General features: G+C 57.9%; 14 protein-coding genes. 10 read left to right on the top strand and 4 right to left on the bottom strand.

The window, feature by feature from the left end:
* Positions 1 to 127 precede the first annotated feature (127 nt).
* From AWB67_RS40930 to AWB67_RS27600, 9 genes are all read left to right on the top strand, one after another.
* Positions 128 to 289: a hypothetical protein gene (locus tag AWB67_RS40930; protein WP_159964957.1), complete on the top strand. Its 162-nt coding sequence runs from the start codon at positions 128 to 130 to the stop codon at positions 287 to 289.
* Between the two features lie 803 nt (positions 290 to 1,092).
* Positions 1,093 to 2,481 carry an MFS transporter gene (locus tag AWB67_RS27565; RefSeq protein WP_235025352.1) on the top strand — a complete coding sequence of 463 codons (1,389 nt, stop codon included), beginning with the start codon at positions 1,093 to 1,095 and terminating at the stop codon, positions 2,479 to 2,481.
* A gap of 134 nt (positions 2,482 to 2,615) precedes the next feature.
* Entirely contained in the window at positions 2,616 to 3,635 is a 1,020-nt protein-coding gene (locus tag AWB67_RS27570; protein ID WP_087659379.1) for a zinc-dependent alcohol dehydrogenase family protein, read from the top strand.
* A gap of 56 nt (positions 3,636 to 3,691) precedes the next feature.
* Positions 3,692 to 5,149 (top strand): NAD-dependent succinate-semialdehyde dehydrogenase, encoded by a 1,458-nt coding sequence (locus AWB67_RS27575; RefSeq protein WP_087659380.1) that lies wholly within the window; start codon positions 3,692 to 3,694, stop codon positions 5,147 to 5,149.
* A gap of 116 nt (positions 5,150 to 5,265) precedes the next feature.
* Positions 5,266 to 6,657 carry an MmgE/PrpD family protein gene (locus AWB67_RS27580; RefSeq protein ID WP_087659381.1) on the top strand — a complete coding sequence of 464 codons (1,392 nt, stop codon included), beginning with the start codon at positions 5,266 to 5,268 and terminating at the stop codon, positions 6,655 to 6,657.
* A 155-nt stretch (positions 6,658 to 6,812) separates the two neighbouring features.
* Positions 6,813 to 7,655 carry a hypothetical protein gene (locus AWB67_RS27585; RefSeq protein ID WP_087659382.1) on the top strand — a complete coding sequence of 281 codons (843 nt, stop codon included), beginning with the start codon at positions 6,813 to 6,815 and terminating at the stop codon, positions 7,653 to 7,655.
* A gap of 62 nt (positions 7,656 to 7,717) precedes the next feature.
* Positions 7,718 to 8,377, top strand: a complete 660-nt coding sequence (locus AWB67_RS27590) for an aspartate/glutamate racemase family protein (protein ID WP_087659383.1) — start codon at positions 7,718 to 7,720, stop codon at positions 8,375 to 8,377.
* 106 nt (positions 8,378 to 8,483) lie between these two features.
* Positions 8,484 to 9,218 (top strand): HpcH/HpaI aldolase family protein, encoded by a 735-nt coding sequence (locus tag AWB67_RS27595; RefSeq protein ID WP_235025353.1) that lies wholly within the window; start codon positions 8,484 to 8,486, stop codon positions 9,216 to 9,218.
* Between the two features lie 25 nt (positions 9,219 to 9,243).
* Positions 9,244 to 10,209, top strand: coding sequence for a 2-hydroxyacid dehydrogenase (locus tag AWB67_RS27600; protein ID WP_087659384.1), 966 nt, complete (start codon positions 9,244 to 9,246; stop codon positions 10,207 to 10,209).
* A gap of 66 nt (positions 10,210 to 10,275) precedes the next feature.
* Here the strand turns inward: AWB67_RS27600 and AWB67_RS27605 are convergent, their stop codons facing one another.
* The gene (locus tag AWB67_RS27605; protein ID WP_062639692.1) at positions 10,276 to 11,205 is read right to left on the bottom strand and encodes a LysR substrate-binding domain-containing protein; all 930 of its coding nucleotides are present in this window, start codon (positions 11,203 to 11,205) and stop codon (positions 10,276 to 10,278) included.
* A 569-nt stretch (positions 11,206 to 11,774) separates the two neighbouring features.
* Here AWB67_RS27605 and AWB67_RS27615 point away from each other — a divergent pair.
* Positions 11,775 to 13,193, top strand: a complete 1,419-nt coding sequence (locus tag AWB67_RS27615; protein ID WP_087659386.1) for an aldehyde dehydrogenase family protein — start codon at positions 11,775 to 11,777, stop codon at positions 13,191 to 13,193.
* Between the two features lie 123 nt (positions 13,194 to 13,316).
* On the opposite strand, the gene otnK is transcribed toward AWB67_RS27615, so the two are convergent.
* The 3 genes from otnK to AWB67_RS27630 all read right to left on the bottom strand — a co-directional run bounded on the left by otnK (position 13,317) and on the right by AWB67_RS27630 (position 16,468).
* Positions 13,317 to 14,597, bottom strand: a complete 1,281-nt coding sequence (otnK, locus tag AWB67_RS27620; RefSeq protein WP_087659387.1) for a 3-oxo-tetronate kinase — start codon at positions 14,595 to 14,597, stop codon at positions 13,317 to 13,319.
* An 87-nt stretch (positions 14,598 to 14,684) separates the two neighbouring features.
* On the bottom strand, positions 14,685 to 15,554 hold the full coding sequence (locus AWB67_RS27625) for an NAD(P)-dependent oxidoreductase (protein ID WP_086972491.1): 870 nt from the start codon (positions 15,552 to 15,554) through the stop codon (positions 14,685 to 14,687).
* Entirely contained in the window at positions 15,551 to 16,468 is a 918-nt protein-coding gene (locus AWB67_RS27630; protein WP_062639696.1) for an NAD(P)-dependent oxidoreductase, read from the bottom strand. The genes AWB67_RS27625 and AWB67_RS27630 overlap by 4 nt, the downstream gene beginning before the upstream one ends.
* Positions 16,469 to 16,574 lie beyond the last annotated feature (106 nt).

The following is a 16,574-nucleotide window of genomic DNA, read 5'->3' on the forward strand; positions in this document are numbered from 1 at the left end:
GCCATCGCTAGGGTCTTTTGTCTCATTCAATATAAACGGCCTGCCACCCTGATGCGTTGACCTTTTTCAGCATTGCCCTAGGTCCGAAATGGAATCTCCGAGTCCCCTGATCAAAGGTGGTGCAGGCGTGCCACTCACTTTAGAACCCCAAACTGTGGCGAGCCGGTCCACGAAAATTCGCCCTGCCACCACGTATTCGTCGTTGCTCGCGGGCCCGATGGCATTGCTTGCCGGCGACGTGATGGACCGCCCCGACGTGCAAGCCGTCGCCATCCTCGGCTACAACTGACCCGACGGCATGAGTCAGGAACGAACGGACGCTGTACTCTGGAACCAGCCGTTTGAACGCGCGTGAAGGAATTCGGGGCTTCCGCGTTTGTTTCAAAGACGTGCGCCGCAGCGTGGCGAGAAAACTGCGCCTCGCCCAGCTACGCCCGGAAAGGCAGCTGATTCACTTGCCACAGAAATGCAGGATGTTGAGCAAGACAACCATCTCACAATTTGTCAGATCTAGTTCAACCTGGTACTTCAGCAAACGACAACAGGACAAGGACAGCAAGTCCCACCGAGGGACCACCGGTAGATCCGCACTTAAACCGTATGGAATTCTGCGCATCGGAGACTGGATGCGTCGGCGGTTAGCTTAGCTTACCCACTAAGAAGAATAATCAACTGTACGCGGCGGAGTTCACAGCGCAAACTAGCCTCACAAGATGGCTATTAGCCGAATAAGCACGGAGACAACTTTCTATGAGCCCGTCCACCGCAATGGTGGCGTGTGCCGCGCCAATCTGCTGTTGATCGGGGACGCTTTCCGGACAACAGTCAAGCCTCAAAGCGCTATCTCGTGCGGAGCGAGATGTCAAAGAGGCTCGGTGCCACCAACGAGTTTGTACCGAGGCAGTCTCTCATTCGCCAGCAGAAGGCGAAGTTTTATTCGTCCTGATGTGCGCATCAACAGCAGCTATCGGCAAGCAGCCGTGCGCTGCGTGGGCGTTCAACACCGGCGACTGCGGTAACACTCTCCCGCGCGGCGTAGTGATGAGCTTCTATGCGAGTGACTAGTGTGGTGGTCTTATCAGGGGACTTCGGATGAGCAATAGAGTGAATGCTGGTGCGCGGCTTGATCGCCTTCCGATCGGCCCTTTCCATATGCGCGTCTTATGGCTAATCGGAATGGGTATGTTTTTTGACTCATTCGATAATACGCTTTCAAGTTCGGTCCTTGCCGCAATGCTCAAAAGCGGCTGGTCAACGTTGCAGCTGAATTCCGTTTTCATGTCTTCAACGTTCGTCGGCCTGACAATTGGTGCAGCACTCGCAGGCTGGTTGAGCGACAAGTTTGGACGCCGCTTCGCTTACCAGTTCAACCTTGCGATCTTCGGTGGAATGGCGCTTGTGTCGGCACTCGCCCCATCGATGCCGTGGCTCATCGCTGCTCGCTTCATTATGGGCATTGGGATGGGTGCTGAGTACGTCATGGGGTACGGCCTCATCATTGAATTTGTTCCTCCGTCGCATCGCGGCAGATACCTGGGCAAACTCGCGCTAATTGGAGGCTCGGGTGTCTTCGTTACAGCAGTGGTCGCAACATTGGTTGTTCCTTGGATCGGATGGCGCCCAATGTTCGTGATTGGCGGTATCGGTACCCTTTGGGTCTGGTGGATGCGTCGTCACCTCCCCGAGTCACCCCGTTGGTTGGAGCGTGTGGGTCGCCATGCTGAGGCGGAAGAGATTATGCGGGCGATCGAAAAGGACGCCGGCGTCACGACGCCGCTTTCGTCTGCTCCGCAAGCGACAGCGCCGGCCAAAGAGCCGCATTGGGTACCACTTTCCACGCTTTTCTCGAGGACCGTCATCCGGCGTACCTTGCTTGCTATCGTGGTCAACGTTGTCTGTCTGTTTGGATCGTATAGTCTCACCGGATGGATGCCAACGTTCTTTGTCAAGCAAGGTATGAGCGTGACCCATTCGCTGGGCTTCACGGCGGCAATGATGGGCGGCTGGATTGCGGGACCGCTGTTCCTTTCGTACGTCTCGGACAAGATGGGACGACGTACTGCGATCATGGTCTTTGCGGGCGTGTGCGCTTGCCTGGGAGCGATCTACCCGTTCCTCACATCGGCAACAGCGATCATCTCGTGCGGCTTCCTGCTCGTATCGTCAGTGGCAATATTCCTGACCCTCGGTCTGGGTATGACACCAGAAATGTTTCCGACGGAATATAGATTCCGTGGGGGCGGCGTGGCTCAAATGTTTGGACGGCTTGGTTTGATTGGTTCGCCCTTCATCGTGCTTGAGTTATTCAACCGCTTCGGAATCTCCGGCGTTGTTTTCGCCATCTCTGGAGCATATATCTTCATCGCGATTCTGATCATGGTGGCTGGTATCGAGACCAATCAACAATCTCTCGAGGCATTGGAGCCTGAGGAATTGCCTGAGGCGGAGACTGCGCTCGCGTCGACCGCGACTCGACGCTAACAAACGACGAGATTGCGACGTATCAGGCAATGCATTGGGCGCGCCGGCGAGGGCGCTCATAGGGCTTACTAGTAACTACAGAGTGAGTTGTCTGCATTAAATTGACGGCTAAACACTGAAGAGGAAATCCGGACATGCGCGGTATTGTCTTTCGCGGTGGCTCTACTCTCGAACTTGCAACCTTTCCGGATCCAACCCCGGGCGTCGGCGAAGTTGTTCTCGAAATCAAGGCTTCCGGGATGTGCGGAAGCGACCTGCACTGGTATCGTCGTCCGGCTGGAGAAGTTCCGCCGGTCATTGCCGGTCATGAGCCGTGTGGAGTGGTCGTCGCAGTCGGCCCGGGCGCGGTTGGACCTCATGCACGGATTGGCGCACGTGTGATGGTGCATCACTACAGCGGATGCATGGGTTGCCCGGACTGCCGTTCGGGATGGCCTCAGATGTGCCGTACCGCACCGATCACGGTGTATGGAACGGACGCTCATGGCGCACACGCTCCCTACATGAAAGTTCGGGCCGATACGCTCGTTCCGCTGGATGAGCGGCTCAGCTTCGAGGCAGGCGCCGCCATCTCGTGTGGAACCGGTACAGCCTGGGGCGCATTTGAGCGCATCGACCTATCTGGCCGCGATACCGTTGCGGTGTTTGGTCAGGGACCCGTGGGTCTATCCGCAACGATGCTTGCAAAGGCTCAAGGCGCTCGCGTCATCGCACTTGATATCGATGAAAGTCGCCGCAAAACGGCAAAAAAATTCGGCGCCGATGCGGTGATCAATCCCCTCGACGGACCGGTTGCCGAGGCAATTCGGGAGCTGACCGGTGGTAAAGGCGTAAGCGTTGCGTTGGAAACATCGGGAGCTGCTGCGGCAAATCGGGACGCACTTGACTCAGTAAGCCCTTGGGGCACCGTGTGTCTGGTCGGGATCGGCTCGGAATTCAGCCTGTCGCTGGCCAAGTATCTACGCACTCAAGTTCGCATTCTGACGTCGTGGACGATGTCGGTCCAGGGACAGCGGGCATGTGCCGACTTCGTCGTAGACCGGGGACTCAATCTCGACGCATTGTTCACCGACCGTTGGCGCTTGGATCAAGCGCAAGAAGCTTATCAAGTCTTTAACCGTCAAAGCGGCGGCAAAGGCGTGTTCTTGATGTAGTCGCGGCGGTCGTAATTGCCAGTCGCTCCACAGGAATATGGATAATAGGGAATCGAATGAGCACTACCAGAGCAGAAGCGGCCAGACGGTATCCGAAGTTGGGCCAGCTCATCGCAGGTAAGATGAGATACGCAAGCGGTCAACCGTCCTTGAATGTCATTGATCCCACGACTGGCTTGGCTCTCGGTCCTGTGCCGATGGCGACGGAAGGCGACGTTGATGAAGCGCTTGCTGCGACGAGCAAGGGTTTCGACACCTGGCGAAATACATCTGCGTTCGAGCGCAGCAAACTTATGCGGCGCGTTGCGGATCGTATGCGCGAGCGAGCGGAAGCCCTCGCTGAACTCTTGGTCCTGGAATTAGGTAAGCCGTGGAATGAAGCGCTTGGAGAGGTCGAAGTGGCGGCTGGGATGTGGGAGTGGGCGGCTGAGGAGGGTAGACGCGCGTACGGACGCGTCATACCGTCAAGAGAGTTAAACGCGCGCCAGATGGCGCTTGTTGAACCTGTGGGTCCTGTTGCCGCCTTCGTCACCTGGAATGGGCCGCTAGTTACGCCCTCACGAAAGATGTCAGGCGCTCTGGGCGCGGGCTGTTCGATCGTGCTTCGCGCTTCCGAAGAGGTACCGGCATGCGCGTTCGCGCTAGGCCAGATTGTGTACGAATGCGGTCTGCCAACTGGCGTGCTGTCGGTGCTTGCAGGCGAACCCGTGATGATGTCCAACAAGTTGCTCGGAAGTCCTGTGGTGCGGGCCGTTACGTTTACCGGTTCGACCGCCGTTGGGAAGTTGCTGTCGCAACAGGCCGTCGCACACATGAAGCGTCCGATCATGGAGTTAGGCGGTCACGGACCCGTGTTGGCTTTCGAGGGTATTGACGTTCAAACATTCGCCAAACGCGCGGTTGCCGCCAAGTTCGCCAACTCGGGACAGGTCTGTTTCGCCCCGACACGCTTCTATGTGCAACGCTCAATCTACGCGGATGTTGTGGACGCTATGACCGCGGAGGCGAAGCAGATCGTCGTGGGGTGCGGCTTTGATTCAACGACGCAGATGGGGCCACTGAAAAGCGAAAGAGGTCTCAAAGCAATCGAGGATCTCGTTGCCGATGCCAAGCAGCGCGGGCTGAGCATAACCACCGGCGGTAAGAGGATCGATCGCCCGGGGTTCTTCTACGAACCCACTATTGTTGCCGATGCGACCGTTGAAGCGAAGCTGTCAAACGCCGAGCCATTTGGCCCGATCGCGGCATTGACGCCGTTTGATACCTATGATCAAGCAATAGCCTTGTCGAACCGACTGCCCTACGGCCTCGGCGCTTACGTGCATGCGCGCGAATTCGAAACGCTCCACCGCGCGGTGAATGACCTCGAAGCGGGCAATGTTATCTGCAACGGCTGGCGCGTCACTTATCCGGAAACGCCATTCGGCGGTCATAAAGAGAGCGGGATGTTTTCAGAAGGCGGCATCGAAGGCCTTCGGGCGTTTCAGAACATCAAGTACGCTTCAATGACTTGATGCGCGCTGAAGTCAGCGAAACTTACCAAGCTGGCGGGTAAAACGAACTGTACTTAAACAAGTGCGACGCGCAGAATCAAAACGACGATAAGCCCTGGTTACCGAGCAACTCCTTCATGAAAGACGAACTTGACCTCTGCCATCACTTTGCCGACTTCGCAGCGAATACACGCTACGAAGATCTGCCCGACGACGCAATCGAATCTGCGAAGAAGACTATTCTCGACACCTTGGGCGTGACATTGGCTGCGAGCGGTATGGAGCCTGCGGTGAAAGCGTTGGTAGAACTGCTCGAACAAAGCGGCGGAAGCGCAGAGAGCACGGTCCTCGGTTTCGGCGGCAAACTGCCGGCAATTTCCGCAGCATTTGCTAACGGTTCGATGGCTCACTGTCTGGACTTCGACGACCAAACTCCGTGGGGCGCACACGCAGCGAGCTCGATCGTGCCGTCCGTTTTTGCATTAGCCGAACGCATGGGTGGGGTGTCGGGCAAAAAGATCATCACCGCCGTCGCCATCGGGCAGGATCTTTTCGCACGCCTGCGTTGCAATGTCGGCTGGAATCAGAACTGGAACCTGTCGTCGATGGTCGGCGCATTCTCCGCAACGGCGTCCGCGGCTCACATACTCGGACTGTCCGCCAGGCAGACCTCACATGCGTTCGGTATCGCGAGCCAGCAGTCGTGCGGGACGATGGAAGTGATCTTCGCAACCGGCAGTGACTTGCGTGGCATGTACGCCGGATTCACTGCGAAGGGTGTCGTCATTGCCGCCTTGCTCGCGCAGAAAGGCATTACGGGCATAGACACGTTGTTCGAAGGAAAAGCCGGGATATTCAACGTTTATTTCGGCGGGAAGTACGATCGCGAGAAGATGCTTGACGGGTTAGGCGAGCAGTTTCTCGGAAGCACGACGCTCTATAAGGCATGGCCCGCAGTCGGGAATTCCCATACCTATATTCACGCCGTCATTGAGTTGATGAAGGAGAAACAGATCGCTGCGAAAGACATCGAGACGATTCGGGCCTATGTCGGCGATTTCACGTACACCATGTGCACGCCGCTCGACGTTCGCCGCGCGCCGGCCACGCTCGTCGATGCAAAGATGAGCTTGCCATTCATCGTCGGCATTGCGGCGAGCAAAGGGAAAATGGACATAGCCGATTTCACTGTGAAAGCGCTGAAAGATCCCGATGTGCTCGCGATGGCGTCCAAGGTGACGCCAGTACAGGACCCGAGCCAGAACTGGACGTTCAAGCTGCCTGACGGCCGAATCGAGATTACGACGAAAGACGGGCAGGTGTTCGAGCGGCTCGGAGACAAGGTTCCTGGCAGCCCCGAAGCACCGCTTACCTGGAAGCATCTCTCCGAGAAGTTTGCAAGTTGCGCATCCGTTGCTGCCGTGGCTCCGTCGGATGCCGGCATCGAAAAGGCTGGAAGAATGATCCGGCGGCTCGAAGCTGTCGGTGACGCTACCGACGTACTGCGAGCCCTAGCCGAAAAGTCATAGCAGGGAATGAACCGCGTGAAGCGGTGTTATTCGTCAGCGCAAAGTAAAATGCGCATCGAACGCAGGAATCCTAATGGTTCCAACGGATTTGAGTTTGCGCTGTCGGGCGCATCCGCAATGAAACGCGGGCATGTAATGACCGTAAGGAGGATTAAATGCGAGTATCAGAAGCGTCGTCGACAGACTTCGGTATGATTGGCAGCAACATGCGGGAGGGGGTCCTTGAGCAGAAATTCTTGTTGCAAGGAAAGCCCGGCTCTCCCAACAATTATTTGATTAATGTGGGCCGGACGGGCGCCGGCGGCTGGACAGCGCCAAGTCACCGTCACAATTTCGATCAGATTCGCTACGTCATCAAAGGCAGCTTCCCGTACGGACAGGGTAAGAGCATGCCCGAAGGTTGGGTTGGGTACTTCCCAGAAAGCGTGTACTACGGACCGCAAGACCGTCCCGAAGGCTTGGAGATGATGGTCTGCCAGTTAGGTGGCGCGCAAGGGTACGGATTTGTCAGCGTCGAAGAGCGTGAGGCGGCGAATCAGTTGCTCAAAACCAAAGGCGAATTTAAGGACGGTATCTACACTTGGTATGACGAGTCGGGCAAGAAGCATAACCAGGACGGATTTGAGGCCTGCTTCGAACAAGTGATGGGTCGCAAGCTGGAATATGCTCAGCCGCGATACAACGACCTTGTACTGATGAACCCGGCGAATTATGCGTGGATTCCAGAACCGACGAACGGCGTCTTTTCAAAATGGCTCGGCTCCTTTACGGAACGCAATACACGAATCGGTTTTGTGAAGGTGGAAGCCGGGGCGTCGTTTCCCGCAGGGTTGCAACCGTCCATCGAGTTGCTCTTCCTGAGTAAGGGCAAGGTCAGCTTTGAAGGCAAAGAGTACGGTCTTCACTCGGCGTTTGAGTTCGACGCGAACGAAGGTCCTGTGCCGCTCAGGGCGGTAGAGGAAACGGAATTCTTCCGTATCGTGATGCCAATATTCTGACGCTACTGCGTCGACCAAAGCATATCGTCTAACGTTGCTCTTATACGGGACCCTCTTAGGCTATGACTACGATTGCCGTAATTCACACCGGGCCGGTTACAGTTCAGCCAATCAAGGAGCAAATCAGCGAGCAAATTCCTGAGGCGCGCGTCATAAATATTATTGACGACAGCTTGCTTGCCGATGTACGAACTGCCGGGCATCTGACGCCCGAAGTTGCCAGTCGAATCAACTCATACATGTCCAATGCACAAGCGATGCATGCCGACATTATTTTGAACGCATGCTCCTCGGTTGGCGAAGCAGTTGACTACGTCCGCAACTTCGTTACAACCCCGATCGTCAAAATCGATGAGGCGATGGCCGAGGAAGCGAGCTCGATTGGCCGCCGAATCGGCGTCGTCGCAACTGTTTCGACGACGCTCGAACCGACCGTGCGACTGATCAAGAAAAAGGCGGCCGAACTAGGCCGCACGATTGACGTGACGGAGCGGATCGCGGAAGGCGCGTTCGAGGCGCTGCTTAGTGGCGACGCCGCGAAACATGACGAGATCGTGAAGGGCACGATTTCGGCTCTGACGGAGCAGGTCGACGTGGTCGTGCTGGCGCAGGCTTCAATGGCGCGACTCGTTCCGCAGTTGCAGGGCGTGCGCATCCCTGTGCTATCCAGCCCGCAAAGCGGTGTTGCAGCGCTCAAGCGAGCACTCGCCAACATGCGTTAAACGGAAAGCGCGCAAGCGCTTCTTGTGTACTCGAGGGGACAACATGAAAGTAACCGCGCGGGAACTAGTTAGAAACGTCGTCAAGGAGAAACTGGCGCGCGATGAAGTGGCGCTCTCCATGACGGTTCGACTGGTCAGAACGGCTGAGATCGTAACGATTGCCAAAACTGCGGGTTTCGATACATTTTACATTGACCTAGAGCACAGCACGCTGTCGATGGAAACGACGAGCCAAATCTGTATCTCGGCCATGAACGCAGGTATCGCGCCATTCGTTCGCCTGCCGAATCTCACGTCGGATGTGATCGCCCGCATTCTGGACGGTGGCGCGCTGGGGGTCATTGCGCCGCATGTCGAGACCGCCGAGCAGGCGAGGCAGGTCGTTCGTGCTGCCAAGTTTCCGCCGCTGGGCGAACGCTCTCACGGCGGCGTGCTGCCGCACATGGGCTTTCGCTCGTTTCCGACTTCCGAAGTGGGTGAGGCGGTCAACGACGCGACGATGGTCGTCATCATGATCGAGACAAAGGAAGCGCTCGACGTGATTGACGAGATTGCCGCGATTGAAGGCGTGGACCTGCTCTTCATCGGGACCAACGACCTGTGCGCATCGCTTGGCATTGCGGGTCAGTTCGAGCATGAGAGCGTGCGCGATGCTTACACGAAGGGCATTGCCGCATGTCGAAAGCACGGCAAGCACCTCGGTGTCGGCGGCCTCAATGCTCATCCGAAACTCGTCGCGCAGTTCGTGGAAATGGGCGCGCGATATGTCTCGACTGGCACCGACATCTCGTTTCTGGTGAGCGGAGCAAGCGCCAAGGCCGCGATGATGCGCGACCTCTGACTGCTTTCCTTCAAGGATCTTGCTAATGAACAAAATCGTAGTTTATAAGCCGCTGCCCGACGAGACGATTGAGTACCTACGTTCTCACGCCGATGTTGCAATCGTCGATCCGAAACAGCCGAACGCGCTAATTGACGCGCTCAGGGACGCTGACGGTGCGATCGGAACCGGCGTGAAGATGAACGCAGAAACGCTCGCGGGCGCGACACGTCTGAAGGTGTTATCCACCGTCTCGGTAGGCTACGATGCCTTCGATATCGACTATCTGAATCAACGCGGCATCTTGCTGACCAATACGCCGGATGTCCTTACGGAGTCGACCGCCGACACTGCGTTTTCGCTGGTCCTGCTCACGGCCCGGCGCCTTGCCGAACTGGATGCGTTCGTGAAGGCTGGAAAGTGGACCAAGAAGATCGGTGAGGATAAGTTCGGCGTGGATGTTCATCACAAGACACTGGGTATCGTTGGGCTGGGCCGTATCGGCACGTCGGTCGCCCGGCGCGCTGCCTTGGGCTTCGAGATGAAGGTTTTGTACGTAGGCCACGGCGTCAACGAGCGCGCTGAACGCGAGTACGGAGCGAAGAAGGTGGAACTGGACGAACTGCTCAGCACGTCCGACTTCGTGTTGTTACAGCCGCCCTTGACTGCGGAGACGCGCAACCTCATCGGCACGCCGCAACTGAAGGCGATGAAGCGCAGCGCGTTTTTGATCAATGCGTCGCGCGGGCAGATCGTCGACGAAGCGGCGCTCGTCGAGGCGCTCAAAGACGGCACCATTGCCGGCGCAGGGCTCGATGTCTATCTGGAAGAGCCGCTCTCGGTTGAGTCGCCGCTGCTGAAGATGAACAACGTGGTGACGTTGCCGCATATCGGATCCGCCACACATGAGACGCGACGCGCAATGAACAAGAACGCTGCCGAGAACCTCATCAGCGCGCTGAACGGCACGTTAAAGTCCAATATGACCAATCCGGAAGTGTTGCAACGCTGAGAGAACGTGCGCGCTGGGGCGAGATTGAAGGCCCCAGCTGCGTCGCGCCCTACAACGCCAACCCGACTACTTCGACAGGTTATTCACGATCTCGATCATTTTGTCCAAAATCGGATCGTTCTGCCTGCGTACCCATCCGAAGATAAAGCGAGTTGAATAGTCCAGGTTCGTCAGTGGGATGACCGTCAGGTCGCTCGGATACTGGAAGTTCTTGCCCATGACCGCCAATCCGATGCCCATGCCGACGGAAATAAGGTTGAGTTGCGAGGCGATCGTGCTCACCTCCTGGACGATGTTCGGCTCGAACCCGGCTGCCTGGCAGAAAGCATGCAACTGCCCATAGCTCAGACTACTGCTGGACTTTGGGTCGACTACGAACCCTTCGTCAGCGAGATCGGCGAGCGTAAGCGACTTCCTCCGCGCTAATCGATGGTCGTTTGAAACCGCGACACCTAAGTGGCCGGTCTGGATGCACAGCGAATCAAGAACGATGCCTTCCCGCTCAATGTTGATCTCGGTGCGCCGCTTGCCTGGATGCGGACTTGGCCCCAAGTGCATGAAGCCGGCGTCGATCTTACCCGCTGCGAGAGCCTTAGGTTGTAGTGAGGTCGAGAGTTCGACCAGCGAAAGACTGATCTCCGGATACGTCTCGCGGAATTGCTTGACTGCGGCGCGAAAGATCGAATGCATCAGAGTCAGCGATCCGTATCCGATACGCAGCGTCCCTGTCATGCCATGTCCAACACGTTTGGTCAGGATGATCGCTTCGTTCAAATCGTCCATGACCCGCACGAGCTGGGGCAACAGCGTGCGCCCGGCCGCAGTGAGCTTTACCGTGTGCGCGAGCCGTTCGAAAAGTGGTGTTCCGAGTTCGCCTTCTAGGTCGGCGATGATCTGCGAGACGGCGGGTCGGGTGATGTGTAATCGCACGGCGGCCCGTCCAAAGTGCTCTTCTTCTGCGGCCGCAATGAAATATCGAAGATGCCGAAGTTCCATCTCTATTGTGTCTCCTTCAACTCGGCCTGTCAGAAGACTGGAGCTTCAACGGGCGCGGGCGTTGTCTCAGCATGACGCTCATGATTCTTCGTGTCGGTTAGCGCCGCTTACCAGGGCACCATAATAGCTGACTTGACCCAACGTCTGTGCGATTTCAAACTTCTATCATCGTCGCTTTGGATGCGGCTGATGGCCAGGCGCTTCGGCGTCGACGTAGAGCAGGAGACAGCAGTGAGCCTTTCGGGAACATCGTTACGCACGCTCGTCGATAAGTGGATTGGAGTGGCGAACGGAGTACGCGTCACGCAGTTCAGCCACGGTCGCAACGAGCATTACAGGTTCGTGCGTGTTGAAGGCCCAGCGGACGACCGTCCCATAGCGTTCATCTTCTTTCGCCACGCAGACGGGAGCTGGTGTGTCTTTCCGCCAGAGCGCAGGCGGCCTGCCATGAATCTCGGCGCTTAGGCGCGAATAGCGCTTGGTCCACGGGCCGCAATCAAGCCAAGCACACATTTTACAAGGCCACGCCCAAGCGAGACGTGGCCGACTAAATCAAACTGGAGATGCATATGCGATCGTACGAGAAGTGCTATATCAATGGCGAATGGGTTTCTCCGCTTAGCCGTAGCGATTGGACCTTGGTGAATCCTGCCACCGAGGAACCGATCGCAAGTGTTACGTTGGCCGGCGCGCAAGACGTCAATCTGGCGGTGAAGGCCGCGCGCGCTGCCCTAGCCTTGTTCAGCAGGACATCGAAGGGCGAGCGCATCGAACTCCTCGAAGCCATCATCGACCGCTTCGTTCGCCGCGAGCATGAGCTCGCGGAAGTTGTCACGCTTGAACTGGGTACGCCGATTTCGCAGAACATTCATGCACCGGCCGCGCTCGGCTCTTTCAAGCAAGCACTGGCAACGCTCAGGGATTACGAGTTCGAGTACCGCTTGGGCCCCAACACCGTTCGTCGCGAACCCATTGGCGTGTGCGGGCTGATTACCGCATGGAACTGGCCTCTTCAGCTCCTCGCAACCAAGCTCGCCTACGCACTGGCTGTCGGCTGCACGGTGGTTCTCAAGCCGAGTGAATTCACTCCGTTGAGTGCCATCCACCTCACAGAGGTGCTTCACGACGCGGGCGTCCCGAAGGGCGTCTTCAACCTCGTGCTTGGCGACGGCCCCATTGTAGGCAATGCTATTAGCAAGCACATGGACATCGACATGGTGTCGTTCACCGGGTCCACCAGAGCCGGGGTCTTGATCGCGGAAGCGGCCGCGCCCTCGGTCAAGCGGGTTGCGCAGGAGCTAGGGGGAAAATCGGCGAACGTGATTCTCGACGATGCTGACTTACGCGCCGCGGCCAAATGGAACGTCACACGCGCATTTTCAAATTCCGGTCAGTCGTGCCATGCGCCTACACGCATCCTGGTCCAGGCCAGCCAAGAAGAGGAACTGTTGGCATTGCTTCAGGAAGAAGCGAAGGCAGTGAGAGTAGGGAACCCGCTCGACCCGCAGGTGACCATGGGCCCAGTGGTCAACAAGCTGCAATTCGAGCGAGTGCAGGACTACATCAGGATTGGAATCGAGGAGGGCGCCACCGTTCGCGTTGGCGGCGTCGGTCGTCCGGACGGACTTGAACGCGGTTACTTTGTGAAGCCCACCATATTCTCCAGCGTGACGCCACAGATGCGCATCGCGCAGGAAGAAATATTCGGTCCTGTGCTTGCCGTCATTCCTTATCGGACGGAGGAAGAAGCCATCGAGATCGCGAATGGAACGCCGTATGGTTTAGGCGCTTACGTGTTCTCATCTAATCGGGAACGAGGTGGTTTCGTCGGCCGTCAACTTCAGGCGGGCCGTGTCTTTCTCAACGGTGCGACAAGCAACACCGAAGCGCCGATGGGCGGCTATAAGCGTTCCGGTAATGGACGAGAGATGGGTGTCTTCGGGCTCGAGGAGTATCTCGAGACCAAAGCCATGATCGGTTTCGACTGACGAGCGGTGCGTTGCGAATAGACGCTAGGAACGCTCCAGGATGCACGAGTAGTCACACATCCTGGAGCGTCTTCCTGCAGAGTCTCAAATGGAAGGCGTTTCGCCATATCAGGTGCATCTTCATCAGGCGGCCACTTGCGCGCCGTTCAACGCTTCCAGGGCTTTGGCGAAGAAGTTGATCGTCCCAAAATTGCCAGACTTCAGAGCCAGTCCCAGCGGCTTGGCACTAATGGATTGCGTCGCCGGTATCCCAGGATCGATTTGCGGTCCAATGCGCAGCGAGCGGACATCGAGCGCCTGAACTACTGCACCTGACGTTTCACCGCCTGCAACAACGAACTTGCGCACACCCACTTCACGTAATTTGCACGCGATGGAGGCCAGCGCAGCTTCGACCAAATGCCCCGCCTTCTCAACGCCCAATTCCTTCTGCGCAAGCTTCACTTCGTCCGTCGATGTCGTGGCGTAGATCAGCACCGTTTCATCGTGTCCGCGCACGAATTCGACAGCACGCTCGACCACCGGTTCGCCGCGAGACAGCGCGATCGGGTCGATGCGAAAGCTCGGCCGCGATGCACGCCACTCGGCCACCTGCGCATTAGTCGCCTTCGATGCGCTCCCGGCGAGCACGACCGAGCCGCCGTCGATGCGCGGAAGATCGGCGGCATCGCCCGCGTACACGAGCAGGTCCGCCGAGTGGAAGTTCTGTGGCAACCCGAGCGCTATCCCCGACCCGCCAGTAACCAATGAGAGGTCGCGGCATGCCCGGCCGATTGTGTACAGATCGGCATCCGAAAGTGCGTCGGCAATGGCCATCCGCGCGCCGTCCTCCTTCAACTCTTCGATGCGCGCACGCACGGCCTCTGCGCCTTTCGCGATGATGTCGTATCGAATGAGTCCGACTATGGACTTGGTCTGCCGCTGCAACACCCGTACGAGATTGGAATCGGACATGGGCGTGAGCGGGTGATTCTCCATGCCCGATTCGTTCAGCAACACGTCGCCGACGAAAAGATTGCCGCGAAACACCGTTCGGCCGTTTTCTGGAAACGCCGGGCAGGCGATGGCGAAGTCGCCCCTCAACGCATCGAGCAACGCATCCGCGACCGGGCCGATATTGCCTCGATTCGTAGAGTCGAACGTCGAGCAATATTTGAAGAAGAACTGCCGGCAGCCCTGTGCGCGCAACCACTCGAGCGCATCGAGCGATTGCCGCACGGCTTGTTTGCGGGGAATCGTGCGCGACTTTAGCGCGACGACGAGCGCATCGGCTTCGATTTTTACATCTGTATCCGGTACACCGATAGTTAGAACCGTGCGCATGCCGCCGCGCACCAGCATATTGGCCAGATCGGTCGCGCCGGTGAAGTCGTCGGCGATGCAGCCGAGCAGTGCCTGCGCCATTGCTTCGCTCCCTCGGGGATTCCGTTGCCCCGTATTGGTGGTTAGACTGAGTTGCGCGAACCGCCGTCCGCAGAGTCCATCGGAGAATCAATGTGAGCTTGACGCTGGCAACCCCGCATCGATCTCCCAGATCTTCGCCAACGCGTCGATACTCGCCGATTCGCCGAGTCGGTGGGACGCAGCATCGAGCGTGGACCGGACCATGGTCGCGATGAGCATCGGTGCCCCGTAACGCATGCCTAGCGCCGATGCTTTTCTCAAGTCGCTCGCGCAGTTGCCCACCGTTGCATTAGCCGTTTGCGCATTCGCGGCGAGAGCCGGAAGCACACGCGCGGACGCACTGTTGTAGCCCGAGCTTTTGTTCAACACGGTGGCCATATCTGCAACTGTGAGTCCGTTCTTGGCGCCCATGGCGGCGCACTCATAGGTGATGAGGCGGTTGCATGCCGCAATTGCCGCGACGACCAGACGCATGGCGTGCCCGCTCCCGGCATCGCCGCAGTGAATCACCTTCGGGCACACCGCTTCAAGAATCGGTCGCACAGAACCGAGTACGTCGGCCGGGCCACCAAAGAAAATCGCCGATGCGTCGGCAATCGCTTCAGTGTTCTCGGTGTGAAGAGGTGCATCGACAAGCGTGATGCCGATGTCGTTCAAGTTCTTCGAAAGCGACCGGCTATTGTCCGGGTCACCTTGCCCCACGTCGATGACAACGGAGATGCCCTTTAGCCAGTCCGTGTCGCGAAGCAGCGCCTCGCGCGCGTCATCGGCATCGGTGCATAGCACGACGACGTCTGCGCCCTTGGCCAGATCCACAAGGCTCTTCGCTTGTTCGGCGCCCTCGCATTGCAGAGAGCCATTGTTTGTGTCGAAGATTCGAACCGAATGCGTCTTCGCCAACGCGCGCGCGACAAACGCGGCTATATCACCGCTTCCCGCCATTGCAATCGTAGTCACTTTGCCTCCTGGTTCGCGACATTCTTCTGCAGATCAGCGAACTTGGTATCGGCCATCGACTCGATGACGCCGATCATCTGTTCGAGTTGGGCGTCCTTGCCGAGCGAATTTAGGCCGATCTGCAGAAGCGAGCGCGCAGCGCCGCCTATGGGCATGGGGACTTTCTGCTCTGCGGCCAAACCGATCGCCTGATGGATGTCTTTCACTTGAAGCGCGAGCCAGAACTTGGTGGACTGACGCCCTTCCGCGATGGCAGGCAGCATGCCCTGCGAGGTGTAGTTACGAGCCGTCGTTGCGTTGATCGCCTCGGTCATGAGTTCGAGGGGCAGGCCGAACTTTCGCCCCATGGCCACGACCTCCAGAGTCGCCAGGCGGCAACTGACGTTCATCATATTGTTCACGGTCTTCATGGTCTGACCGTTACCCACGCGCTCGCCGCAATGAAAGACGTTCGGGCTGATCGCGTGCAGTACCGGCAGCGTCTTCTGAAACGCGTCGTGCGGGCCCGAGGCGATGATCGAAATGGTCCCGGCAATGGCCGTAGCCATCGCACCGGAGACAGGTGCGTCGAACAATGTGACGCCCATCTCTTCGAGTTGACGAGCAAACCCGTTGGTTTCTGCCGGCACGCCACTGGTCTGATCGACGACGATCTTTCCCGGCGCTAGCCCATCGGCCACTCCGTTAGCACCGAAGAGCACCGCCTGGACGTCCGAGCTCCTCGGCAAGCAAAGCAGCACGACGTCGCTGTTACGCGCGAGTTCCGCGGGCGTTGCTGCCGCTGTGGCGCCCAGTTCGACGAAAGCACTCACAGTCTTCTCGTTCAAATCGAACACGCTCAACGGAAACTTGCCGATCAGATGACGCGCGAGCGCGCCACCCATGGCGCCCAGCCCGATATAACCGATGCGCATTTATCTCCTCCTGACTTTCATTGCCGATGACGTCCCCGGCCGACCGCCGCAGGAACAATGCGGCGCAAAGTGATGGTGCGCCACGGCACGTTGTGCGTCGAGTCGC

It is taken from the genome of Caballeronia terrestris (genome assembly GCF_001544515.1).
Classification (GTDB): domain Bacteria; phylum Pseudomonadota; class Gammaproteobacteria; order Burkholderiales; family Burkholderiaceae; genus Caballeronia; species Caballeronia terrestris.